The sequence below is a fragment of the Bradyrhizobium sp. cf659 genome (assembly GCF_900113725.1).
GTDB lineage: Bacteria > Pseudomonadota > Alphaproteobacteria > Rhizobiales > Xanthobacteraceae > Bradyrhizobium.
Map to the genome: position 1 here is coordinate 134,377 of NZ_FOQJ01000009.1, position 22,745 is coordinate 157,121.

A 22,745-nucleotide genomic window follows, 5' to 3' on the forward strand; every position below is an offset into this window, starting at 1 on the left:
CTCTCAAGGCCTAGCCTTCCACTCGCGATCAGGTTTCCGAAAAGTAGCTCTGCAGGGTACGAACCTCAAGGTCCCCACCCAGATAGGCGCGGATGCCCTGCGCGGCCGCCACGGCCCCGGAAAGAGTGGTGTAATACGGCACTTTATGCAAGAGGGCCGCGCGCCGCAGTGAACGGCTGTCGGCGAGCGCCTGCGGGCCTTCGGTGGTGTTGAAGACGAGCTGGACGTCGCCATTGGTGATGGCGTCGACGATATGCGGCCGCCCTTCCAGCACCTTGTTCACCTTCTCGGTCGGGATGCCCTGGTCGGTCAGGAAGCGCTGCGTGCCCGACGTCGCCAGAACCTTGAAGCCGAGCGAATGCAATTCGCGAACGGCCTCGGCGATGCGCGTCTTGTCGCTCTCGCGCACCGAGACGAACACCGTGCCCTTGCGCGGCACCCGCGTTCCGCCGCCGAGCTGGCTCTTGGCGAAGGCCACCGCAAACGAGCTGTCGATGCCCATGACCTCGCCGGTCGAGCGCATCTCGGGGCCGAGCACCGTGTCGACGCCGGGGAAGCGCGCGAACGGGAATACCGATTCCTTGACGCCGACATGCTTGAGCTGCGCCTTCGTCAGCTTGAAATCGGCGAGCTTCTCGCCGGCCATGATGCGCGCGGCGATCTTCGCGACTGGCGTGCCGACCACCTTGGCGACGAAGGGCACCGTGCGCGAGGCGCGCGGGTTGACTTCGAGCACGTAGATGTCGCCGTCCTTGATCGCGTACTGCACGTTCATCAGGCCGACGACGTCGAGGCCGAGCGCGAGCTCGCGCGTCTGCCGCTCCAGCTCCTCGATCATCTTCGCATCGAGCGAGTGCGGCGGCAGCGAGCAGGCGCTATCGCCGGAATGGATGCCGGCTTCCTCGATGTGCTCCATGATGCCGACGATGAAGGTGTCCTTGCCGTCGCAGAGGCAGTCGACGTCGATCTCGGTGGCGTCGGAGAGGTAGCGGTCGAACAGCAGCGGGTTCTTGCCGAGCACGGTGTTGATCTGCCCGGTCTTGTCGTTCGGGTAGCGCGCCTTGACGTCGGCCGGCACCAGCTCCGGCAGCGTGCCGAGCAGGTAGTCGCTGAGCTGGTTCTCCTCGCGGATGATCTGCATCGCGCGGCCGCCGAGCACGTAGGACGGGCGCACCACCAGCGGCAGGCCGAGATCGGTCGCGACCAGCCGAGCCTGTTCGACCGAATAGGCGATGCCGTTCTTCGGCTGCTTCAGTCGCAGCTTGTCGAGCACGCGCTTGAACCGGTCGCGGTCCTCGGCAAGGTCGATGGCGTCGGGCGAGGTACCCAGGATCGGCACCTCTGCGGCCTCCAGCGCGCGCGCCAGCTTGAGCGGCGTCTGGCCGCCGAACTGCACGATCACGCCATGCAGCGTGCCATTGCTGCGTTCGGTCGCGATGATCTCCAGCACGTCCTCGGCTGTGAGCGGCTCGAAATAGAGCCGGTCGGCAGTGTCGTAGTCGGTCGACACCGTCTCCGGGTTGCAGTTGACCATGATGGATTCGTAGCCGGCGTCATGCAGCGCGAAGCAGGCGTGACAGCAGCAATAGTCGAACTCGATGCCCTGGCCGATGCGGTTCGGTCCGCCGCCGAGGATGATGACCTTCTTCTTGTCCGACGGTGTGCTCTCATCCGCCGGCGCGCCCGCGAACGGCGCCTCATAGGTCGAATACATGTAGGCGGTGGGAGAGGCGAATTCGGCCGCGCAGGTGTCGATGCGCTTGTACACCGGGCGGACGCCGAGCGCGTGGCGCTTCGCGGTCACCTCGGCCTCCGTCGTGTGCGCGAGCACCGCTAGCCGCGCGTCCGAGAAGCCCATCGTCTTGAGCGAGCGCATGGCGAAGGCATTGCCCGGCAGGCCGTTCTTCCTGACCTTCTCTTCCATGTCGACGATGCCGCGCATCTCGCTGAGGAACCACGGGTCGATCTTGCAGGAATTGAAGATGTCCTCGTTCGACCAGCCGAGCCGCATCGCCTGGGCGACCTGGAGCAGCCGGTTCGGCGTCGGCGTGCCGAGCGCGGCCCGGATCGCGTTCTTGTCGTCGTCACGGCCGAGGCCTTCGATCTCGATCTCGTCGAGGCCGGTGAGGCCGGTCTCGAGCCCGCGCAAGGCCTTCTGAAGGCTTTCCTGGAAGGTGCGGCCGATTGCCATGACTTCGCCGACCGACTTCATCGACGTCGTGAGCGTCGTGGAGGCGCCGGGGAATTTCTCGAAGGCGAAGCGCGGCACTTTCGTGACCACGTAGTCGATGGTCGGCTCGAACGAGGCCGGCGTGGCGCCGCCGGTGATGTCGTTGGCGATCTCGTCCAGGGTGTAGCCGACCGCGAGCTTGGCGGCGACCTTTGCGATCGGAAAACCGGTGGCCTTCGAAGCCAGCGCGGAGGAACGCGACACGCGCGGATTCATCTCGATGACGACCATGCGGCCGTCGTCGGGATTGACGCCGAACTGGACGTTGGAGCCGCCGGTCTCCACCCCGATCTCGCGCAGCACCGCCAGCGAGGCGTCGCGCATGATCTGGTATTCCTTGTCGGTCAGCGTCAGCGCCGGCGCCACCGTGATGGAATCGCCGGTGTGCACGCCCATCGGATCGAGGTTCTCGATCGAGCAGACGATGATGCAATTGTCCTTCTTGTCGCGCACCACCTCCATCTCGTACTCCTTCCAGCCAAGCACGGATTCTTCGATCAGCACTTCGTTGGTGGGAGAGGCGTCCAGGCCGCGCTCGATGATGTCGAGGAACTCTTCCTTGTTGTAGGCGATGCCGCCGCCGGTGCCGCCCATGGTGAAGGAGGGGCGGATGATCGCGGGTAGGCCGATCTCGGACAGCGCCATCATGGCCTGGCCGAACGCGTATTCCTGGTAGCGCTTGCGGCGATCGCTCTCGCCCAGCGTCCACTGCCGCTCGAGCTCTTCGAGGGCGGCGCCGGAGAGCTTTTCGCGCTCGGCGAGATATTTGTCGCGGAACGACTTCTTCAACGCCGACGCATTGGCCAGCCGTGACTTCGGCGTCTCGAGCCCGATCTTGGTCATGGCCTCGCGGAAGAGCTGGCGGTCCTCGGCCTTGTCGATTGCATCGGCCGTGGCGCCGATCATCTCGACGTCGAATTTTTCCAGCGTGCCCTGCCGGCGCAGCGACAGCGCGCAGTTCAGCGCAGTCTGGCCGCCCATGGTCGGCAGCAATGCGAAGCCGCCGGGAACGATGTGACGTTCCTTCTCGATGATCTTGGCAACGATCTCGGGCGTGATCGGCTCGATATAGGTCGCGTCAGCCAATTCCGGATCGGTCATGATCGTGGCCGGGTTGGAATTGACGAGGACGATGCGATAGCCCTCTTCCTTCAGCGTCTTCACCGCCTGCGTGCCCGAATAGTCGAACTCGCAGGCCTGGCCGATCACGATGGGACCGGCGCCGATGATCAGGATGGTGGTGATGTCTGTACGTTTGGGCATCAACTCTCGCCGAAGTCGGATTTGGGCACAAAAAAAGGGCGCGCGGCTGCGCGTCCCTGTGGCCGAGAGCGCGGTGGTCTCCCTCGCGCGCGGGTGGGTCTTAGACCAGTTTTCGGGGCGGCGAAACCCCGAAAAACACCCATCAACCGGCAATTTTGACCGGTTTTGGCCGTGCCTGCCAGCCACGGGCGAGGTGCACCAGAAGCGAGGCCGCAACGCTCGTTCCGCCGATCCAGCCGAGGTCGTTTGGCGACAGCGTGGCCAGCACCGCGCCTCCCAAGGCGCCGCCGATGGCGAAGCCCAGATACATCGACGAGGCGTTGAGCGAGAGCGCGATCATCGAGGCCTGCGGCTCGATCCGGATGATGCTGGCGATCTGGGCCGGATAGAACGCCCAGCCCGAAATGCCCCACAGGAAGATCGTGCCCAGCACGGCATAATGCGCCTGTCCGGGCATCAATTTGAGGACCAGCGAATGCAGGATCAGCGCGGTCGCCATGCCGGCGAGCCCGAGCGCTGCGGTGGCGAGTGTGCCGAGCCGGTCGGCCAGGACGCCGCCGAGCATGTTCCCGATCGCGGCCGCGCCGCCGAACACCAGCAACGCAAGGCTGATCTGCGAGGCATCGAAGCCGAGGCCGCGCAACGGCACCGCGAAATAGGTGAACACGGTGAAGCCGCCGAGCCCCCATAGAATCGTGATCAGAAGCGCGACCAGGACACTGCTGTGACGCGCCACCGCCAGCCGTTCGCCGAGCGAGGCGGTGTTGCGCGGCAGGCCGCGGGGCAGCCCCAGCAAGAGGCCGGCGAGCGCAACGGCACCGATCAGGGCGACCATGGCAAAGGTCGCGCGCCAGCCAAGCAGGCTCCCGACGAGATTGCCGAGCGGGACGCCGATCACGGTCGCAACCGTCAGTCCCGAGGTGACCAGCGCCACCGCGCGGCCGCGCCGCTCAGGCGAGGCAACGGCGACCGACACCGCGAGCGCCGTCGGCATGCACAGCCCGGAGCCCAGGGCCATCAGCATCCGGGAAGCGAGCAGCAGGGCGTAGCTGGAAGCCACCATCGCGGCGAGATTTCCGGCAATGAAGGTCGTCAGCGCCAGAGCCAGCACGGTACGGCGGTCGATATTATTCAGCGCCACCGCCAGGATCGGCGAGCCCACGGCATAGGTGAGGGCATAGGCGGTGACCAATTGGCCGGCGGCCGAGACCGAAATCGACAGGTCAGTGGCGATCGCCGGCAAAAGCCCTGCGATAACAAAGCCTTCGGTGCCGATCGCGAAGGCCGCCAGGGCCAGCCAGAAGACGCTCATTGGAAAGATCCCTATGTTCAATGTTTATTGAACTATCGAACGCGACGGTTTCAGTGTCAATTGGTTCAAGAACTATTGAACATTGCGGGCGCATCGCTATGATTCGGACCATGAGCCGCACGCCCCTCCATCCCACCCGCGAGCAGATCGAGCTGCCGATGGTCCTGGATTGCCTGAGCGATCCGATCCGGTTGGCGATCGTCTACCAGCTCGCCCAGCAGGAACGTGTCAGCAGCGAGCTGTGCTGTGGCGACTTCAGTGGTCTTTCCGGCAAGTCCAACCTCGCCTACCACTTCGCCAAGCTGCGCGAATGCGGCCTGATGCTGACGCGCGTGGCAGGCACCAACCGCTTCATGCGGCTGCGCCGCGAGGATCTGGAGGCGCGCTTCCCCGGCCTGCTCGATGCCGTGCTCAGCTCCGCAGCCAAGGATGCGGACCGGCTTCAGCTGCTGTCGGAGTGTGAAGTGGTCAAGGCAGATTGAGCCGCGGATACAGTCCGTCTACGCTTTCGCTTCGGTCAAGCGTGGCTGCACCACGCGTAGCCCCGCAGGGGCGAAGCGTGGAGACCCGGCCTGGATTTGAACCAGGATGAAGAGCGATGCACCGCCCTCGCGTAGACACTTCCGCCACCGGGCCGTACCGATCATGTCCGAACGGAGTACGGCAAGCCACCTCAGCCAATTGTTATGCTTAACGGATCATTGGCGGCCGCGCGATGAAGGTCATGCGCCAGCGATTGTGGCCGATATTGGTGTGGGCGCGCTGGACCGCGAACCCGGCCGCCTTCAGCCTGGCCGTGATCTCGTCCTCGCTGTAGCGCTGCAGCCCGATGCGCGAGCGCAACTGACGGTAATCGGACAGCGCGGTGCTGATCAGCCCGATCAGCGCGTCCTTCAGGAAGCCGTGACGCAGGCCGAAGCCGAGCAGCGCCGTCACGTCCCTGAACATGCCGACATTGGGCTGGAGGATGTCGCCGAGCACCAGCTTGCCGGACGGGGTCAATAACCGCCGGATGTTGAGCAGCGCGGCATCGAGCTCCTCCGGCGCCATGTATTGCGCGACCGAGTTCATCACCACGAGATCGATGGACTGGTCCTGCATCTTGCGCACGTCGTCGAGCGAGCGGACGCGGATTTTCGTGTTCGGGGCAAACCGCGCGATCAGCCGGCCGCGCACGCCCGGCGCAGGCTCGGCCAGGATCAGCTTGCCGCAGGCGGCCGCGACCTGGCTCGCCGAGAGCGCCTCGCCGCAGGCATAGTCCAGCACCGTCGCCTCGGGCGAGGAGATGTAGCCGATGATGTCCCGCGCGATGATCTGGAAGTGCAAATCGCGATGCAGCTTGCTGACATAGATCGTGTGCGTGGAGTCGTAATAATCGATCCAATCGTCCATGGTATTCGAGGGCCCCGACCAGACAGTTCCTGCGCAGGAACCGGTGCTGCCGCCTTGCGTTAGGGGTGCGACGGCGCGCCGTCAATGTCCGCGTCCTAACAGGAAGGTTTCCCGTGAGCAAAGCCCCCAACAAGGTCTCGCCCGACCTCGACACCCCCACCGATCTGTCACCCCAGGCCGTCAACAAGGTTTCGGAGGCGCTCAACGTGCTTCTGGCCGACGCGTTCGCTCTGTATCTGAAGACCAAGAATTTCCACTGGCACATCAGCGGCCGGCATTTCCGCGACTACCATCTGCTGCTCGACGAGCACTCGGACCAGATCTTCGCCACCACCGACCAGCTCGCCGAGCGCGTCCGCAAGATCGGTGGCGCGACGCTGAAGTCGATCGGACAGGTCGCAAAACTCCAGACCATCAAGGACAACAACGAGGACTACGTCCCGCCGCGCGAGATGCTGCGCGAGCTGATGCAGGACAACAAGCATGTCGCGAGCGCGATGCGCAAGGCCCACGACGTCTGCGACGACGCCGGCGATGTCGCCAGCGCCAGTATCCTCGAGGTCTTCATCGACGAGACCGAGCGGCGCACCTGGTTCCTGTTCGAAGCCACCCGCCAGGAAGGCGCGAACGAGGCGTAGGGGGCACACTGCCTCCACGATGTCGTCCCGGCGCAGGCCGGGACCCATACCCCCAGGGAGAAGTTGTGGCACGAGATGCGCGTTGGCCGATCTTCGCCAAACTAGCTTTTGTGGTTATGGGTCCCGGCCTGCGCCGGGACGACTGCGGTGTATATGGCGGGAGTTCGCAGACTACGGCCGCCACAGCCGCATCAACGGCCCATGCTTGCCCGTCACCGGATCGGCCGGCGGCAGCGCGACCTTCGGAATCGTCTTCAGTGCCTTGGCATGGTTCTCCGGCGTCGCCCGTGTGATCTCCATCTTCGCGCCCGGCGGATAGGCGCCGATCACGCAGAAATCACCGCTCGCCTTGATGCATTGATGCCCGGTACCGGCCGGCAGGACCGCGACGTCGCCGGCGTTGATCCGAAGCTCCTGGCCATGGTCGCCGCCGAAGCGAACTCTTGCGCTCCCACGCGCAACGCCAAGCACTTCATGCACCGTCGCGTGATAGTGCAGATAGTCGTAGACGCCGTTGCGCCACGTGCCGCCCCAGCCGTTCTCCTCGAACAGGTTTTCGATCGTCTCCTCCGGATGCTCCGGGTCGAGCTTTACCGCCCCCTGGTAGACCAGGAAGGGGAGAATGTTGTTCGGTACGAGCCCGTCATCCTCAAACACGATGGCGAGCGGCTCGGCATTGTCGCGGACGACGGACATGGCTGGGCTCCGGTGGCAACAGACCAGGAATCAAGACGGTGCAGGCGTCCTTGTTCCTGACACAAGCCCGCTGCCGGCTTGACCGAGATCAAGGCGCAGGCGGCCATTCAGGGGCACGCAAATCAACGCGAAAAGAGGGGGACGCCATGTACGCATCCGACGTTGCGCAGCGCCATTTTTCGGCGGCCGTCGACGAGGCGGAGACGGCCGGTCTCGGGCACGAAGCCGTCTGCCGCGCCTTGCTCAGCCTGGTGATCGCAAAATATCTCGAGACGAGGTCCGTCGCCGACATCCAGGCGGAGCTGCGCTTCATCGCCGAGAACTGCGATCCCGACACGGACTTCATGTTCATGCGCCCGTGACGGCGGGCCCGGCGGATCCCTCCGCCGGGTGATCCTGCAGCCTACGCGCTCTTCTTCTGCCGCATCAGATCGGCAAAGCGCTGGAACAGGTAGTGCGAGTCGCGCGGGCCGGGTGAAGCCTCGGGATGGTACTGCACCGAGAACACCGGCTTGCCGTCGAGCTGGATGCCGCAATTGGAGCCGTCGAACAGCGAGACGTGGGTCTGCGTCGCGCCCTTCGGCAGCGTCGTCTCGTCCACGGCGAAGCCGTGGTTCATCGAGGTGATCTCGACCTTGCCGGTGGTCTCGTCCTTCACGGGATGATTGGCGCCGTGATGGCCCTGATGCATCTTCTTGGTCTTGGCGCCGACGGCGAGGCCGAGCATCTGGTGGCCAAGACAAATCCCGAAGGTCGGCGTGCCCGACTTGATGACGTCCCGGATGACAGGCACGGCATATTTGCCGGTCGCCGCCGGATCGCCCGGGCCGTTCGACAGGAACACGCCGTCCGGCTTCATCGCCAGGATGTCTTCGGCTGTCGTCGTCGCCGGCACCACCGTCACCTTGCAGCCGACGCCGGCGAGCAGGCGCAAAATGTTGCGCTTGATGCCGTAGTCGATGGCGACGACGTTGAACTCGGTCTTGTCCTGCCGGCCAAAGCCCTTGTCCCAGAGCCACGGCGTCTCGTCCCAGGTGAAGCGCTGGCCGGAGGTGACCATCGGCACGAGGTCCATGCCCTCGAGGCCCGGCCATTCGCGTGCTTCTTCCTTCAGACCATGCAGGTCGAACTCGCCGTTCCTGGCGTGCGCGATCACGGCATTGGGCATGCCCTTGCTGCGGATCAGCGCGGTCAGCGCGCGGGTGTCGATGCCGGAAAGGCCGATGATGCCGCGCGCCTTGAGCCAGGCGTCGAGATGCTTGGTGGCGCGGTAGTTCGAGGGATCGGTGATGGCGGTGCGCAGGATCACGCCGCGCGCGCCTGGCGTCGCGGCCATGTTCACCGTCTCGATGTCTTCCTCGTTGGTACCGACATTGCCGATATGCGGGAAGGTGAAGGTGATGAGCTGGCCGGCATAGGAGGGATCGGTGAGGATCTCCTCATAGCCGGTCATCGCGGTGTTGAAGCAGACTTCACCGACGGCGTGGCCTTCGGCGCCGAGACCGAAGCCTTCGAGCACCGTGCCATCGGCGAGCACGAGGAGCGCGGTCGGTTTATGGTCCGGCCAGGCGGGATCGTTGTCATGTTGTGTCATGAGCGCGTTTCATAGTCTGCCCACGCGCCTCCGTCAAAGCGGGAGAGGCCCGATTCACATGCGTTTTTGCATATTTGACAGCCCGTCCCGGGTACTTAAGCTTGGCCGCACAATTTCCGGCAAATCCAGGGGCTTTCGAGGCAATAATGGACCAGACCACCCCGCTTCTGCTGGTTCCGGGGCTGGCCTCCTCGGCCCGGATCTATGCCCCCGTGATCCCGGCACTGTGGCGGTTCGGCCCGGTGATGGTCGCCAACCATATCCGCGATGACAGCATGGCGGCGATCGCCCGCCGCGTGCTGAGCGAGGCGCCGCCGCGCTTTGCGCTCGCCGGCCATTCCATGGGCGGCTACATCGCGCTGGAGATCATGCGCCAGGCGCCCGAGCGGGTCTTGAGGCTCGCGTTGATCAACACCCAGGCCCGGCCCGATACGCCTGAGGCGACCCAGCGCCGCCGCAGCCTGATGGAGCGGGCGAAGCGCGGGGAGTTGCGTGCCGCGCGCGAGGAGATGTTTCCGGAGCTGGTGCATCCCTCGCGCCGCGACGACGCCGGCATTCGCCGGCTCGTGCACGAGCAGGGCGATGACGTTGGCGTCGACGGCTATCTGCGGCAGCAGACCGCGATCATCGCGCGGATCGACTCGCGGCCGACGCTTTCAACCATCAAGTGTCCGACATTGGTGCTGACGGGCGATGCAGATAACACGATCCCGAATGCGTTCTCGAAGGAGATGGCTGAGGGCATCGCCGGTGCAAGGCTCGTGATCCTCGAGCGGTGCGGGCATCTGCCGCAACCGGAACAGCCGGAAGCCACGGCGCGGGCGCTCGCAGAATGGCTCGCGAGCTAAGCGCTCATCCGCAATAAGCGGCCTTGGTCCATAGCGGCAGGAGGAAGAAGCCCACCATGGCAACATCGACCACGTAAAGGACGCGCCGGGCCTTCTCCGAGACCGGATTCGTCGAGTGCTCACCCTCGTAGACCACGAGCGGATCGAACCTCGTCTCCCAGCCGAGCTTGTACGTCAGCAGCGAAATGAAGTCGTAGACTGGCAGGTACAGCAGAAGGATCAGAAAGAGGCCGTTCACGGCGATGGCGAGCCAGGACGAGCTGGTTTCTCCCGTGAAGCCCGGAAGCGTGCCGCAGGTATAGGGGCCGAAACGGCTCGCCCAGAGCACCACAAGGCAGACCGCGAACATGGCGAGATGCTTTCCGGTCTTCATGCAAGCACCTATATTGAGCCCGGATCTTGTTGTAGACCACGAGTCTTTCCGGACTGTTTCCAAGTGAGGCGATCATGCTGCGCGACGACATCAACAATGCGGTCAAGGAGGCCATGAAGGCCAAGGACGAGCGCAAGCTGTCCACGCTGCGCATGGTCAACTCGACCATCAAGAACGCCGACATCGACGCCCGCGGCAACGGCAAGCCGCCGCTGTCTGATGGCGACCTGCTCGCGGTGCTCCAGAAGATGATCAAGCAGCGCCAGGAATCGGTCGAGCTCTACGACAAGGGCGGCCGCGCCGAACTTGCCCAGCAGGAGCGCGAGGAGATCGCGGTGATCTCGGCCTACCTGCCGAAGCAGATGGCGGAAGACGAGGTCAAGAAGGCGATCGCGGATGCGATCACCGAAACCGGCGCCGCCGGCATGAAGGACATGGGCAAGGTGATCGCGGTGTTGCGCGCGAAGTACGCCGGCCAGATGGATTTCGGCAAGGCGAGCGGATTGGTGAAGGCCGCGCTGTCGGGCTAGGTCGTCATTCCGGGGCGCGCGAAGCGTCGAACTATGATGCGCAATTGCGCATCAGAGAATCCATCGCGCTGCTGAATCCGTTGCTTAATGGATTCCGGGCTCGTGCTCCGCACGCCCCGGAATGACAAGAAAAACCGGGGAGGCACGATGACCGGCGCCGTCAAACCGTTCCGCATCGCCATCAGCGACGACATCCTCGCCGATCTCAAATCGCGCCTTGCCCGCACGCGCTGGCCGGAGGCTGAACTCGTCGACGACTGGAGCCAGGGCGCGCCGCTGAAATGGATCCGGGAGATCTGCACCTATTGGGCTGATGGCTACGACTGGCGCGCCCGCGAGGCCAAGCTCAACCGCTTCGATCAATACACCACCGAGATCGACGGGCTCGATATCCACTTCCTGCATGCGCGTTCGAAGGAGCCGGCCGCGCTGCCGCTGATCATCACCCATGGCTGGCCCGGCTCGATCGTGGAATTCCAGAAGGTGATCGCACCGCTGGTCGATCCCGCTGCGCATGGCGGTAATCCTGCGGATGCGTTTCACGTGATTTGCCCCTCGCTGCCGGGCTTCGGCTTCTCCGCCAAGCCGAAGACCACCGGCTGGGGCGTCGACCGCATCGCTGCGACCTGGGCCAAGCTGATGGACCGGCTCGGCTACGCGCGCTACGGCGCGCAAGGTGGCGACTGGGGCTCGGCGGTGACGACCTCGCTGGGCGCGCAGGACGCCGAGCATTGCGCCGGCATCCACATCACGCTCGCCTTCAACGCGGCGCCGAAGGTCGAGGGCGAGCCGACGGCGGAGGAGAAGCGCGCGCTCGCCGGCCTCAAGCATTATGTCGATCTCGACGCCGGTTATTCCAAGCAGCAGTCGACGCGGCCGCAGACGCTCGGCTACGGCTTGACGGATTCGCCGAGCGGGCAGGCGGCCTGGATTCTGGAAAAGTTCTGGGCCTGGACCGATTGCGATGGCCCTCCCGAGAACATCTTCACCAGGGACGAACTGCTCGACAACGTCATGCTGTATTGGGCGACGGAGACGGCGACCTCGTCGGCGCGGCTCTATTGGGAAAGCTTTGGCAAGCGCCGCACGACGCCCAAGGTCGGCGTGCCGACCGGGGTTGCCGTGTTCCCGAAGGAGATCATCACGCCGGTGCGGCGCTGGATGGAGCCCAATTTTTCCAACATCACGCATTGGAGCGAGATGGAGAAGGGCGGCCATTTCGCCGCCTTCGAGCAGCCGGAGCTGTTCGTGCGCGACGTCAGGAAGTTCTTCGCCACGGTGCGGTAATTCTCTCGCGGTCATTCCGGGGCGCGTAAAAGCGCGAACCCGGAATCTCGAGATTCCGGGTTCGGTCCTGCGGACCGCCCCGGAATGACGTGCAGATGTGATGCCCGGGCTTGTCCCGGGCATCAACGGCCTTAAATTGGCTGCAAGCAAGAAGAACGTGGATGGCCGGAACAAGTCCGGCCACGACGCCGAGACCCTTGGAAACGCCGAGCCATGCTCACCGAAGCAAAAACCTACGACGAGCTCTATCGCAACTTCCGCTGGGACGTCCCGGCGCGCTTCAACATGGCGGAGGCGTGCTGCGATCGCCATGCCGACGGCACCGGCCGCCTTGCGCTGATCTATGTCGACGAGAACGGCGCCACCACGCGCACCTCCTTCGACGAGGTCGCGGAGATGTCGCGCCGCTTCGCCAACGTGCTGAAGGCGGATGGCCTTGCGCGCGGCGACCGCGTCGCGGTGTTCCTGTCCCAGTCGCTGGAGCTGCCGATCGCGCATATGGCGGCATTCCGCTCCGGGCTGATCTCGATCCCGCTGTTCGCGCTGTTCGGCGAGGACGCGCTGGAATTTCGCCTGTCGAATTCGCAAGCGAAGGCGATCATCACTGATGAGGCGGGCTGGGAGAAGCTCACGAAGGTCCGCGATCGGCTGCCCTATTTGCAGGACATCTATATCACGAGCAGCGCCGTCCACGCCGGCGCAAAGCCGTTCTGGTCGGCGATCGAAACCGCGTCCGAGGACTTTGCGACCGTCGACACCTCGGCCGACGATCCCGCGCTGATCATCTACACCTCGGGCACGACAGGCAATCCCAAGGGCGCGCTGCATGCGCATCGCGTCGTGCTCGGCCATCTGCCGAACGTCGAGATGTGCCACAACTTCCTGCCGCGCCCCGGCGATCTGATGTGGACGCCGGCGGACTGGGCCTGGATCGGCGGCCTCGTCAACGGCCTGCTCGCATTCTGGTACCACGGCATCCCGCTGGTCGGCCATCGCGCCCGAAAATTCGAGCCGCAGGCGGCGATGCAGATGATGGCCGATCTGTCCGTTCGCAACGTTTTCCTGCCGCCGACCGCGCTGAAGCTGATGCGGCAGGCCGGTGTGAAACATCCCGGCGTCAAGCTGCGCAGCATTTTCACCGGCGGTGAATCGCTCGGCGGCGAGCTGCTCGGCTGGGTGCGCGAGACCTTCGGCATCGATGCGCATGAAGTGTTCGGCCAGACCGAGTGCAATCTCGTGATCGGCAGCAACTCGAATCTCTTTCCGATCCGGCCCGGGGCGATGGGCAAGGCGACGCCGGGCTTCGACGTCCGCATCGTCAACGACAAGGGCGAGGAGCTGCCCACGGGGCAGCGCGGCATCATCGGCGTGCGCCAGCCATGCCCCGTCACCATGCTCGAATACTGGCGCAATCCGGAGGCGACCGCGAAGAAATATGCCGGCGAGTTTTTGCTGACCGGAGATCTCGGCGTGCAGGACGAGGACGGCTATTTCTGGTACGTCAGCCGCGAGGACGACGTCATCACCACCGCCGGCTATCGCGTCGGCCCGTCCGAGATCGAGCACACGCTGATGAAGCACCCGTCGGTGGCGATGGCCGCTGTGGTCGGTATCCCCGATCCGATCCGCACCGAGTCGATCAAGGCCTGGATCGTGCTGCGTCCGGGCTTTGCCGGCAGCGATGCGCTCGCGCGCGAGATCCAGGAGTTCGTGAAGGTGCAGCTCGCCGCGCACGAATATCCGCGCTTTGTGGAGTTCGCCGAGACGCTGCCGATGACGGCGACCGGCAAGGTGCTGCGGCGCGAGCTGCGGGCGAAGGGTTAGATTCTGACAATGCCAAAGACGTCTCAAGCCGCGGGGCTTCACCGCGCCTCACTTGCGAAGCTGCACGATCTGGATGCGGCGCTGGAGCTCATGTATTACGGCTGGCGCGGGATGACGCTGGAGGCCGACGACTATCTTGCAAAGCAGGGCCTGTCGCGCCCGCACCATCGCATCCTCTACGTGGTGGCGCGCCGGCCCGACATCGCGATCGGCGCGCTGATCGAGATCCTCGGCATTTCCAAGCAGGCATTGAACCGGCCGCTCAACCTGCTGCTGGAGCGCAAGCTCCTGACGTCGAAGCGCTCGGTCGAGCAGCATCGCTCCAAGCTGCTGCGCCTGACGGACGCCGGGAAACGTATCGAGCAAAGGGCATCCGACCACGAGCGCAAGGTCCTGCGCGCGGCGTTTGATCGCGTCGGGGTGCCGGGGGCGGCGGCATGGATGGCCGTCATGGGGGCGATCGCCGACAACAACTGACGGCGTCTCAAGTCAACGTAGTTGACATGAGAGGCAAGCTTTGCCACTTTCCCGGCAACGAGCCAGGGAGGGCCGCGTCATGAGCGGACGGAAGCCATGAGCGCTCAAGAGATGAGCGCACAGAAGATGGATCGCGCAGCCGCCGAACGCTTCGTCGCGGCATGGTGCGCGAATTGGTGCAGGGTCGATATCGACGCGGTCGTCGCGCATTTTGCCGACACCGCGCAGATGCGCAGTCCCCTGGCGCTGACGCTGACCGGTTCCCCCGTCGTCACCGGCGCCGAGAACATCCGCGCCTACTGGCGGAAAGCCTATGGCCACATCGAAAGCGCCGACCTGAAGATCCTGAACTGGAGCTGGGACGACACGATCGCGCGGCTGACGGTGTGGTGGCAACTCGGTGACACGCGCGCCAGCGAGTTCATGGATTTCGACGCTGCCGGCCGCGTGGTGCGCAGCGAAGCCTTTTACGGAAAATAGTCATGCGCCTTTCGGATATCGTTCTGCTCCTCAACGCGCTCTGGTTCGGCGGCGCATTCATCCAGTTCAGCATTGCCCAGCGCAACACGTTGAAGATATTGCTGCCGCGGGAAGAGCGTGGCAATCCAATCGCGCCGACCCTGGCGGCCAGCGTGGCGTTTCTGGGCGGGATCAATCTGCCGATCGGGCTGTTGTCGTTCTACCTTCTGGTGGCACGTCCGGTCTTCTTCCAGTCGGTCGAGGCGCAGCTTGCGCTGTTCCTGTTCTTTGCCGGCTGCCACTTCAGCCAGTTCGCCTATAACCTGCCGGTCCTGATGCGCGGCGGACGCGTCGGGGTCGCCTACTGGCCCGTGCTGACGGGCCCGATGCTCAGGATCTTCGTCATCGACGCGGCCCTGTTCGCGGCCAATCTTGGTGTCGCGGTTCTGCTCGCGTCGTCGTCCTGACGTCATCGCGGCGGCGCCGACAGGGCGGACCGCAGCATCGCAGCGAGGTCGTGCCGCCGGAACGGTTTTGTCAGAATGCGGGCATCGCCGAGCCCGTCGGGCGTCTTGACGGGATTTTGGCTGTAGCCGGAGGTGAAGAGCACCTTGAGCTCGGGCCGCAGCTGGGTGGCCTGCCTGGCGAGCTCCGGCCCGAACATGCCGCCGGGCATCACGACGTCGGTGAACAGCAGGTGGATGTCCCCCGGCTGGCGCAACAGGTCGAGCGCGGCGGGACCGTTCGGTGCCTCGATGACGCGGTAGCCGAGCGCCTTCAGCTCGTTCACGACATAGGTCCGCACCATGTCGTCGTCCTCGACGACGAGAATGGTCTCGCTTCCGTCGGGTGCGACGGTCCGCTGCCGGGGTGATGGATCCTCGGTCGGCGGTGCTGCGAGGCGGGGAAAGAACAGCTTGACGACGCTGCCATGTCCGGGTTCGGACTGCATCTGCACCAGGCCGCCGGACTGTCGCACAAATCCGTAGACCATGCTGAGGCCAAGCCCGGTCCCCTTGCCGACCTCCTTGGTGGTGAAGAACGGTTCGAACGCGCGGCTCGCCACCTCGGCGGTCATGCCGCTGCCGGTGTCGGTCACCGCGACCATGACGTAGTCGCCGGGCCGCGGCTCGCCGTTGACGTCGACGTCGGTTTCTCCGAGCGAAGCGTTGCGCACCTCGACCGTCAGCTTGCCGCCGTCAGGCAAGGCGTCGCGCGCGTTGAGCACGAGGTTGAGCAGCGCAGTCGTCAGTTCGCCGGGATCGACGCTGGTCAACCACACGTTCGTCTCGAGCGCGAAAGTGCACTCGATGTGCCCGCCCAGGGTCCGACGCAGCAACGGCTCCATGTCGCGAACCTTGCCGGCGATGTCGATCTCTCGCGGCCTCAGGGGCTGCTTGCGCGCGAAGGCGAGCAGGCTCCGCGTCAGGTCGGAGCCGCGCTCGGCGGCGGTCGCGATGTCGCCGGCGATCCGGTGCAATTCCTTGTTTCCCGCCAGACTGTCGGCAAGATGCTCCGCATTGCCGAGAATGACGGTCAGCAGATTGTTGAAATCGTGCGCCACGCCGCCGGTGAGCTGGCCCATGGCCTCCATCTTCTGGGATTGGCTGAGCTTCTGGTTGAGGTCCGCGATGGCGGCGCGTTGCTGCTGGAGCGACTCGGCGGTGTCGTTGAGCAGGCTCATCAGTCCGCCGAGCTCACCGCGCGGATGGGGCGGCGGAATTCGTGCGCCGAGATCACCGCGCCCGAGATTCTTCGCCATCGTGGCGAGCCGCCCGACCTGGCGCCCGACGCTCACGGTCGCGAGGATCAAGACCGCCGCCAGCAGCAGCAGCGAGGCCACCGCCAGGATCGCCATGTCCTCGTAGAGTCGTCGGTTTGCTGCCGCGACCAGCCCGTCCTTGGACCGTCCGACCAGGATGTAGAGACCGGCATCCCGGGTCGACGGCGAGCGGGCGGCGACACTCCAGACATGGGTGCGGCCCGCGCGATCAGTGACCTCGTGAAAGGACTCCCGGTCGGGCGTTGCCGCGAAGCGGAACAGTTCGGATCCCGCGATCGACCCGCCGACGGGCTCGGTCCAGCCTCCGCCGGAGGGAGCGACCAGAACCGTGCCCTTGGCGTCGACGAGCAGGATATCCTTCTCGGCGAGCAGCCGCTTGTGGTGAAACTCCGCGAATTTGCGCAGGTTGAACGAAGCGAGCAGGATCAGCTTCAGCGCGCCCGCTTCCGATCGCACCGGATATGCGATCTGGAGCACCGACAGTCCGGTCAGCCGGCCGAAGACGGGCTCGAGCACGACGCCACGCGAGACCAGCGCCTGCTTGAAATAGGCGCGATCCCGGAGGTCGAGGGTGCGGTTGGTCCGCAGCGAGTCGCAGAACAGGCTGCCGTCCGGATCGATGGTCAATATCCCGGTGAACTGTGGGTATTCCTCGCGCACTTCCGACAGAAACGCCGAGCACGCCGCCTTGTCGCGCGTGTCGAGGTCGCGCGCACGGGCGAGACCATAGTGAAGCTGGGCGGTGCCCTGAATCTTCTCGTCCAGATCGCTTGCAATCTCGTCGGCCGTCGCAGCCAGATTGGCCAGCGCCGCGTTGATGTCGCTGCTTCGATTCTGCATGAAACGCAGCCCGACGAGGCCCGCCGGCACCAGCATGGCCGCGATGACGAGTATCAGTAGCCGGGTACGCAAGCTCATCGGTCGGATGGTCCGCTCTGGTCATCGCGTGTGCTGGTTCGAAGGTGCAATTTGCGGCACCACTGTCCACTCCGTCCATAGGCATCGTGCCCAAAAGCTTTCGATGGGGGAAAGATTCTGAAGTCGCGCGCAGCACGGGCGAGCCCCCGGCAGGGTTCGCCGGCGAGGCCCTGCCGGGCTCCCAGGATACCGTCATCCGGAACCAACTTGCGCGTGCGCGCGGCGCCCGACAGCGCTATTATCGAGGTCGATCCGCGTGCGACGAAGATCGCACCGGCAAACGTGGAGGAAGCTGATGTCCATCTCGGGCAAGGTCGATCCGGTGGTGCGTCCCGTTGCGGCGACTGACATTGCCGAGGCGCTGGTCGAGGGTCTCCGCGATTTCCAGGCGCTGCCGCTCTACGGGCTTTGCTTCGGCGCGCTCTATGCCGCCGGCGGCATCGCCATCATGCTCTGCCTCACCGCCTTCGGCTTGGTCTATCTCGTCTATCCCCTGGCCGCCGGTTTCGCGCTGATCGGCCCGTTCGTGGCGATCGGTCTCTACGAGGTCAGCCGTCGCCGCGAGCGCGGCGAGCCGGTCTCTTTCGGCGCGATCTGGTCGGCGATTCGCTCGCGCAGCGAGATCGGCTGGATGGCTTTCGTCACGCTGTTCATGTTCGTGATCTGGATGTACCAGGTGCGGCTTCTGATCGCGCTGCTGCTCGGCCTGCACGCCTCGTTCTCGAGCCTTCAGGAGTTCATGACGGTGGTGCTGACGACCAATGAGGGTCTGCTGTTCCTCGCCATCGGCAACGCGGTCGGCGCCGCGCTGTCGCTGATCCTGTTCTCGCTCACCGTGGTGTCGTTTCCGTTGCTGCTCGATCGCGAGGTCGATTTCGTCACGGCCATGGTGACGAGCGTGCGGGCGGTGGTGACCAGCCCGCTGCCGATGATCGGCTGGGCGGCCGTGATCGTGATGCTGCTGATCGTCTCGGCGCTGCCTTACTTCCTCGGGCTGATCGTGACGCTGCCGGTGCTCGGCCATGCGACATGGCATCTCTATCGGCGCCTGGTGGCGCCGGTGCCGTGAGAGGGGAGCCCGACGCACGAAAGACTTTCTCTTGGCTTGCCCCCCAAATGGCTGCCAAGCGGTCAAACACGACGCTTCGAGGGCCCTATTCGGTCGAGAACGGCATTTGGCGCTTCAAAGGCGCGGCACGGGCGAGAAAACGATAGCTAATTGCAGTGATTGCGCGCACGGTGCGCCAATGTCGGAAAGTCCGGTCGTCCCTGCGCACACGCAGCGCCATGACTATGCGCGCGTGACGTGAAACGGCTCATTTCTCGCACCGGCGGAGCCGACCCATCACGCCGTCGTAACGGCGATCGCGGTTCGATATGAGATCGAACGCCAACCGAAAGCACCTGATGCAAATTCTCTCCCCACGACACGTCAAGACAGACGAAGCACTCCGGCTCGGCGTGGAGTCGGGCTGGTACGCGATTAAGGTCAGTGGGACCTTTGTCTCGGGCCCGCACGATTCGGAAGGGGATTGCCGTCGCAAGATCGACGAGCTTCATCCGCCGCCGGTGAAGAAGAAGCGATGAGTTCGCCGATTCCGGCCGCTACGGCGTCTTGATCCCCATCGCCGTCAGCGCATCCAACATGCGCTGCGGCGGGCCCATCTTCACCACCAGTGGCTTGCCGGTCTCGAGCACGCTCTTGAGACTGGAGAGGATTGCGGGCCAGCCCTGCCGTCCGCCGGAGAGGATGTCGTCGCTGAGCGGCCGGTCATGGCCTTCGCTCATGGTGAGACGGACCGCCTCGCCGACCTCTTCGATCTCGTAGGTGACGAGGGTCGGGCCGAGCTTCTCGATCAGATCGGGCTAGTTGACGTTGAAGGTGACCGAGAGCTTTCGCGGCGGATCGTAAGCGAGGACCTCGCCGCTGATGTGCAGGGCGCCGTCGGGCGTGCGCACGACGAAGGCACCGCCGAGCCGCGGCTCGACCTCCACGGCATTGCCGAAGAAATACTGCCGGCTGAACTCGGCCGAGGTCAGCGCCTCCCACACCTTCTCCGGTGTGGAGGCGATGTAGATGGTGTAGACCGTGAGCGGCTTGAATTGATCGAGGTTCATTTTGCGTCGAATCCCTTGTTGAGGGCTGCGCGGGGAATGGCGAGCACCTTGCCTCTCTCCAACAGGCTCTTGAGCCCGGACAGGATCGCCGGCCAGCCATTGGAGACGGCGCCGAGATATTTGCCGCCCTCGACGAAGCCGTCATGCAGCACGGTCAAACGCACGAGCGAGCCGAACGGTTCGATGGTGAAGACGACGCGCGAGATCGGCTCGCCGCGGAGCTCTTCGTATTTCTGGTGCTTGAAGCTGTAGGACAGGCGCCGCGGCGGATCGGCCTCGAGGATCTCGCCGGAATCGGTGATTTCGCCGTCCAGCAGGAGCGCGAAGGGCGAGCCGACCTTCCAGTCGGAACGGATCTCGGCGCCGAACCAGTATTGCCTGGTGAACTCGCTCGACGTCAGCGCCTCCCACAGCTTTTCCGGCGAGGTCTCGATATAGCTCACATAGACGAATTGCGGCTTACTCATCGCGCTTCTCCAACTGGCGTTTCAACTCGCCGAGCGCGGCGAGCTTGCCGCGCTCGAACTTCCTGATCCAGCGCTCGCCGATCTGATGGATCGGCACCGGATTGAGGTAATGCAGCTTCTCGCGGCCATGCCTGATGGTCGTCACCAGATTGGCCTCTTCCAGAATCACAAGGTGCTTGGTCACGGCCTGCCGCGTCATCGAAAGGCCTTCGCAGAGTTCGTTCAGCGTCTGGCCGTTCCTGGCGTGAAGCCTGTCGAGCAGCGATCGTCGTGACGCGTCGGCGAGCGCTTTGAAGACTTCATCCATGGTCACGATAATAGGCAACCAAATGGTTGCATGTCAAGATGGTGTCTTTGGCGCCCGCAAATGGCCGTGCTAGCCTCGACGCTCAGCCAACGCAGATTGGTTCCGGGAGGACATTCATGTTCCGTTGCGTCTTGACTGCCGCAGGCCTCGTCTTCTTCGCTTGCGGCACTACGGCCTACGCGCAGAAGCAGACGATCGGCGCGCCGCCGGAAGCTTCGAACATGAAGCTGGTCGGGACCAACGATCTCCAGGCGCGCAGCGCGTATCAGCCGACCATTCGTCATCAGGGCGATCGCTGGATCGCCTATATCGGCCATCATGGCGGCACCGACGACGTGCCCGCTCCCGTCAATCCGATGACGGGGAAGGCGGAGCCGAACGGAACCTCGATCGTCGACGTCACCGATCCCGCGCATCCCAAATATCTGCGTCACCTGCCGGGGCAGGAAGGCAAATACGAATCCGGCGGCGCGCAGATGGTGCGGGTCTGCGACGGCAAGTCGTTGCCGAAGGGCGATCCGAACGCGGTCTACATGCTGCGCACCTTCGGCAGCGAGGCGCATGAGATCTGGAACGTCGCCGATCCCGCCAGCCCTGTGCTGATCGCGCGCATTGGCGGCTTGAAGGACACGCACAAGAGCTGGTGGGAATGCGACACCGGTATCGCCTTTCTCGTCTCGGGCGCGCCGGACTGGCGCACGCGGCGCATGACGCAGATCTATGATCTCTCCGATCCCGCGCATCCGCAGAAGATCCGTGACTTCGGCCTGCCGGGCCAGGAGCCCGGCGCCACCGGCGCGGTGCCGACCGAACTGCACGGGCCGATCTCGACCGGGCCCCACGGCAATCGCGTCTTTTTCGGGTACGGCACCAACAAGGGCGGCATCCTCCAGATCGTCGATCGCGACAAGCTGTTGAGCGGGCCGAAGGAGCCGACGCCGGACAATCTGCGCTATCCCGAGATTGCGCGGATGCCGATGTCCGCCTTCAACGGCGCGCACACGACGTTCCCGATGCTCGACATGCCCGTTGCGGAATTTTCCGAGGACAAGGACGGCAGGACCCGCGACATCGTGATGATCGTGGACGAGGCGATCCTCAACGAATGCGGCGAGGCGCGGCAGATGGTGTGGTTCGCCGACGTCACCACCGAGACGCGGCCGATGATGATCTCGAGCTATACCGTGCCGGAGGCGAGCGGACAGTTCTGCCAGCGCGGCGGCCGCTTCGGCTCCCACTCCTCCAACGAGAGCATGGCCCCGGTCTACTACAGGAAGCTGGCCTTCATCGCCTTCTTCAATGCCGGCGTGCGCGCGCTCGACATCCGCGACCCCTATCACCCGAAGGAGGTCGGCTATTTCATTCCGTCGATCACGAGCGCGACCGACAAGCGCTGCATCCCGATCGAGGGCGGCGAGCGCTGCAAGGTCGCGATCCAGACCAACAATGTGGAGACGGACGATCGCGGCTACATCTACATCGTCGACCGCGCCAATACCGGCCTGCATATCCTCGAGCTGACCGGTCCCGCGCGCGCCGTCGCCGGCCTGCCGAAGAACTGACGATGCGGCGCGGGGCGAGGATGCTCATGGCCATGATCGCTCTCGGCGCGCTGTCCGGCATGCGTGCCCATGCGACGGAACGCGCCGGGCATTGGCGGGAGATGAGCTGGCCGTTTGCCCGCGACGGCTGGCCCGCCGGCCGCGCGTTCCGTTGTACCGCGGGCGGCTGCGACGGTGCCGAGCTCTACGTCCGCGCCAAGCGCGGCTTCTGCAATTGCGACACCGGCGTTGCCGATGACGACGAGGTCGACCGCGTCACCGATATCGACCTGATCAGTCCGCGCTTCACGCCCGTCGCGGCGGGCGAGGCCGTGAGCATCGCCGCCATGCGGGGCCGCATCAGGCATTACGATCTCGACATGCCCGACGGTGCGCGCCATGCCGCCGCCGGTCTCGCGCTGTCGCGCCGCTGCGACCTGCTCGTCGCGGTGACGCAAGGCGCGGGCGAGGCGAACGCCGTGCAGCGCGCGGCGCTCGTGTTTCTGGAAACACAGGAGATGAAGGATGGCCGCCGCGCTGGATGGGCGGTGACGGGGCGCGAACCGCGCCACGTTCTCCGCTGTCATCACCCGCGAAAGCGGGTGATCCAATATTCCGAGGCGCTCGTGGGATACGGATAAGCCGCGGCGTACTGGATACCCCGCATCCGCGGGGTATGACACCGGTG

Annotated in this window: 23 protein-coding genes and 1 pseudogene; 14 read left to right on the forward strand and 10 right to left on the reverse strand. The window is 64.9% G+C overall.

Going from position 1 to position 22,745, the window contains the following annotated elements:
* Positions 1-28: 28 nt before the first annotated feature.
* On the reverse strand, positions 29-3,493 hold the full coding sequence (gene carB, locus BM118_RS29620) for a carbamoyl-phosphate synthase large subunit (protein WP_092189945.1): 3,465 nt from the start codon (positions 3,491-3,493) through the stop codon (positions 29-31).
* A gap of 142 nt (positions 3,494-3,635) precedes the next feature.
* Entirely contained in the window at positions 3,636-4,805 is a 1,170-nt protein-coding gene (locus BM118_RS29625; RefSeq protein WP_092189947.1) for an MFS transporter, read from the reverse strand.
* A 110-nt stretch (positions 4,806-4,915) separates the two neighbouring features.
* Here BM118_RS29625 and BM118_RS29630 point away from each other — a divergent pair, with 110 nt between their 5' ends.
* The gene (locus tag BM118_RS29630) at positions 4,916-5,287 is read left to right on the forward strand and encodes an ArsR/SmtB family transcription factor (protein ID WP_177234816.1); all 372 of its coding nucleotides are present in this window, start codon (positions 4,916-4,918) and stop codon (positions 5,285-5,287) included.
* A gap of 208 nt (positions 5,288-5,495) precedes the next feature.
* Here BM118_RS29630 and BM118_RS29635 read toward each other — a convergent pair whose 3' ends face one another.
* Positions 5,496-6,197 (reverse strand): class I SAM-dependent methyltransferase, encoded by a 702-nt coding sequence (locus BM118_RS29635; RefSeq protein WP_092189951.1) that lies wholly within the window; start codon positions 6,195-6,197, stop codon positions 5,496-5,498.
* A gap of 113 nt (positions 6,198-6,310) precedes the next feature.
* Here BM118_RS29635 and BM118_RS29640 point away from each other — a divergent pair, with 113 nt between their 5' ends.
* Positions 6,311-6,835, forward strand: coding sequence for a Dps family protein (locus tag BM118_RS29640; protein ID WP_092189953.1), 525 nt, complete (start codon positions 6,311-6,313; stop codon positions 6,833-6,835).
* A 171-nt stretch (positions 6,836-7,006) separates the two neighbouring features.
* On the opposite strand, the gene BM118_RS29645 is transcribed toward BM118_RS29640, so the two are convergent.
* The gene (locus tag BM118_RS29645; protein ID WP_092189955.1) at positions 7,007-7,531 is read right to left on the reverse strand and encodes a cupin domain-containing protein; all 525 of its coding nucleotides are present in this window, start codon (positions 7,529-7,531) and stop codon (positions 7,007-7,009) included.
* Positions 7,532-7,677: 146 nt separating this feature from the next.
* Between BM118_RS29645 and BM118_RS29650 the strand changes: the two genes are divergently transcribed.
* Positions 7,678-7,893, forward strand: a complete 216-nt coding sequence (locus tag BM118_RS29650) for a hypothetical protein (protein ID WP_092189957.1) — start codon at positions 7,678-7,680, stop codon at positions 7,891-7,893.
* A gap of 41 nt (positions 7,894-7,934) precedes the next feature.
* Here the strand turns inward: BM118_RS29650 and carA are convergent, their stop codons facing one another.
* Positions 7,935-9,125: a glutamine-hydrolyzing carbamoyl-phosphate synthase small subunit gene (gene carA, locus BM118_RS29655; protein ID WP_092189959.1), complete on the reverse strand. Its 1,191-nt coding sequence runs from the start codon at positions 9,123-9,125 to the stop codon at positions 7,935-7,937.
* 146 nt (positions 9,126-9,271) lie between these two features.
* Between carA and BM118_RS29660 the strand changes: the two genes are divergently transcribed.
* Complete coding sequence (locus tag BM118_RS29660) at positions 9,272-9,973, forward strand: alpha/beta fold hydrolase (RefSeq protein ID WP_092189961.1); 702 nt, start codon at positions 9,272-9,274, stop codon at positions 9,971-9,973.
* Between the two features lie 4 nt (positions 9,974-9,977).
* On the opposite strand, the gene BM118_RS29665 is transcribed toward BM118_RS29660, so the two are convergent.
* Positions 9,978-10,346 carry a hypothetical protein gene (locus tag BM118_RS29665; RefSeq protein ID WP_092189963.1) on the reverse strand — a complete coding sequence of 123 codons (369 nt, stop codon included), beginning with the start codon at positions 10,344-10,346 and terminating at the stop codon, positions 9,978-9,980.
* A gap of 74 nt (positions 10,347-10,420) precedes the next feature.
* On the opposite strand from BM118_RS29665, the gene BM118_RS29670 reads away from it, so the two are divergent.
* From BM118_RS29670 to BM118_RS29695, 6 genes are all read left to right on the forward strand, one after another.
* On the forward strand, positions 10,421-10,876 hold the full coding sequence (locus BM118_RS29670) for a GatB/YqeY domain-containing protein (protein WP_092189965.1): 456 nt from the start codon (positions 10,421-10,423) through the stop codon (positions 10,874-10,876).
* Positions 10,877-11,023: 147 nt separating this feature from the next.
* Positions 11,024-12,163: an epoxide hydrolase family protein gene (locus BM118_RS29675; protein WP_092190219.1), complete on the forward strand. Its 1,140-nt coding sequence runs from the start codon at positions 11,024-11,026 to the stop codon at positions 12,161-12,163.
* A gap of 213 nt (positions 12,164-12,376) precedes the next feature.
* Positions 12,377-13,987: an acyl-CoA synthetase gene (locus tag BM118_RS29680; RefSeq protein WP_092189967.1), complete on the forward strand. Its 1,611-nt coding sequence runs from the start codon at positions 12,377-12,379 to the stop codon at positions 13,985-13,987.
* Between the two features lie 9 nt (positions 13,988-13,996).
* Positions 13,997-14,464, forward strand: a complete 468-nt coding sequence (locus BM118_RS29685) for a MarR family transcriptional regulator (RefSeq protein WP_092189969.1) — start codon at positions 13,997-13,999, stop codon at positions 14,462-14,464.
* 96 nt (positions 14,465-14,560) lie between these two features.
* Entirely contained in the window at positions 14,561-14,944 is a 384-nt protein-coding gene (locus BM118_RS29690; protein WP_092189971.1) for a nuclear transport factor 2 family protein, read from the forward strand.
* A 2-nt stretch (positions 14,945-14,946) separates the two neighbouring features.
* Positions 14,947-15,390, forward strand: coding sequence for a hypothetical protein (locus BM118_RS29695; protein ID WP_092189973.1), 444 nt, complete (start codon positions 14,947-14,949; stop codon positions 15,388-15,390).
* 2 nt (positions 15,391-15,392) lie between these two features.
* Here BM118_RS29695 and BM118_RS29700 read toward each other — a convergent pair whose 3' ends face one another.
* Entirely contained in the window at positions 15,393-17,624 is a 2,232-nt protein-coding gene (locus BM118_RS29700) for an ATP-binding protein (RefSeq protein WP_092189975.1), read from the reverse strand.
* Between the two features lie 295 nt (positions 17,625-17,919).
* On the opposite strand from BM118_RS29700, the gene BM118_RS29705 reads away from it, so the two are divergent.
* Both BM118_RS29705 and BM118_RS29710 read left to right on the forward strand, forming a co-directional pair.
* Complete coding sequence (locus tag BM118_RS29705; protein WP_177234817.1) at positions 17,920-18,693, forward strand: DUF2189 domain-containing protein; 774 nt, start codon at positions 17,920-17,922, stop codon at positions 18,691-18,693.
* A gap of 338 nt (positions 18,694-19,031) precedes the next feature.
* The gene (locus tag BM118_RS29710; RefSeq protein ID WP_092189979.1) at positions 19,032-19,211 is read left to right on the forward strand and encodes a hypothetical protein; all 180 of its coding nucleotides are present in this window, start codon (positions 19,032-19,034) and stop codon (positions 19,209-19,211) included.
* 18 nt (positions 19,212-19,229) lie between these two features.
* Here the strand turns inward: BM118_RS29710 and BM118_RS29715 are convergent.
* From BM118_RS29715 to BM118_RS29725, 3 genes and pseudogenes are all read right to left on the reverse strand, one after another.
* Positions 19,230-19,742: pseudogene (locus BM118_RS29715) on the reverse strand (SRPBCC family protein).
* Complete coding sequence (locus tag BM118_RS29720) at positions 19,739-20,209, reverse strand: SRPBCC family protein (protein ID WP_011090095.1); 471 nt, start codon at positions 20,207-20,209, stop codon at positions 19,739-19,741. The pseudogene BM118_RS29715 and the gene BM118_RS29720 overlap by 4 nt, the downstream one beginning before the upstream one ends.
* On the reverse strand, positions 20,202-20,516 hold the full coding sequence (locus tag BM118_RS29725; protein ID WP_092189981.1) for an ArsR/SmtB family transcription factor: 315 nt from the start codon (positions 20,514-20,516) through the stop codon (positions 20,202-20,204). Before BM118_RS29725 ends, BM118_RS29720 begins: the two co-directional genes overlap by 8 nt.
* A 116-nt stretch (positions 20,517-20,632) precedes the next feature.
* Here BM118_RS29725 and BM118_RS29730 point away from each other — a divergent pair, with 116 nt between their 5' ends.
* Both BM118_RS29730 and BM118_RS29735 read left to right on the forward strand, forming a co-directional pair.
* Complete coding sequence (locus tag BM118_RS29730) at positions 20,633-22,078, forward strand: LVIVD repeat-containing protein (protein WP_092189983.1); 1,446 nt, start codon at positions 20,633-20,635, stop codon at positions 22,076-22,078.
* Positions 22,079-22,104: 26 nt separating this feature from the next.
* Positions 22,105-22,698 carry a hypothetical protein gene (locus tag BM118_RS29735; protein WP_244550270.1) on the forward strand — a complete coding sequence of 198 codons (594 nt, stop codon included), beginning with the start codon at positions 22,105-22,107 and terminating at the stop codon, positions 22,696-22,698.
* The last annotated feature ends 47 nt before the right edge of the window (positions 22,699-22,745 follow it).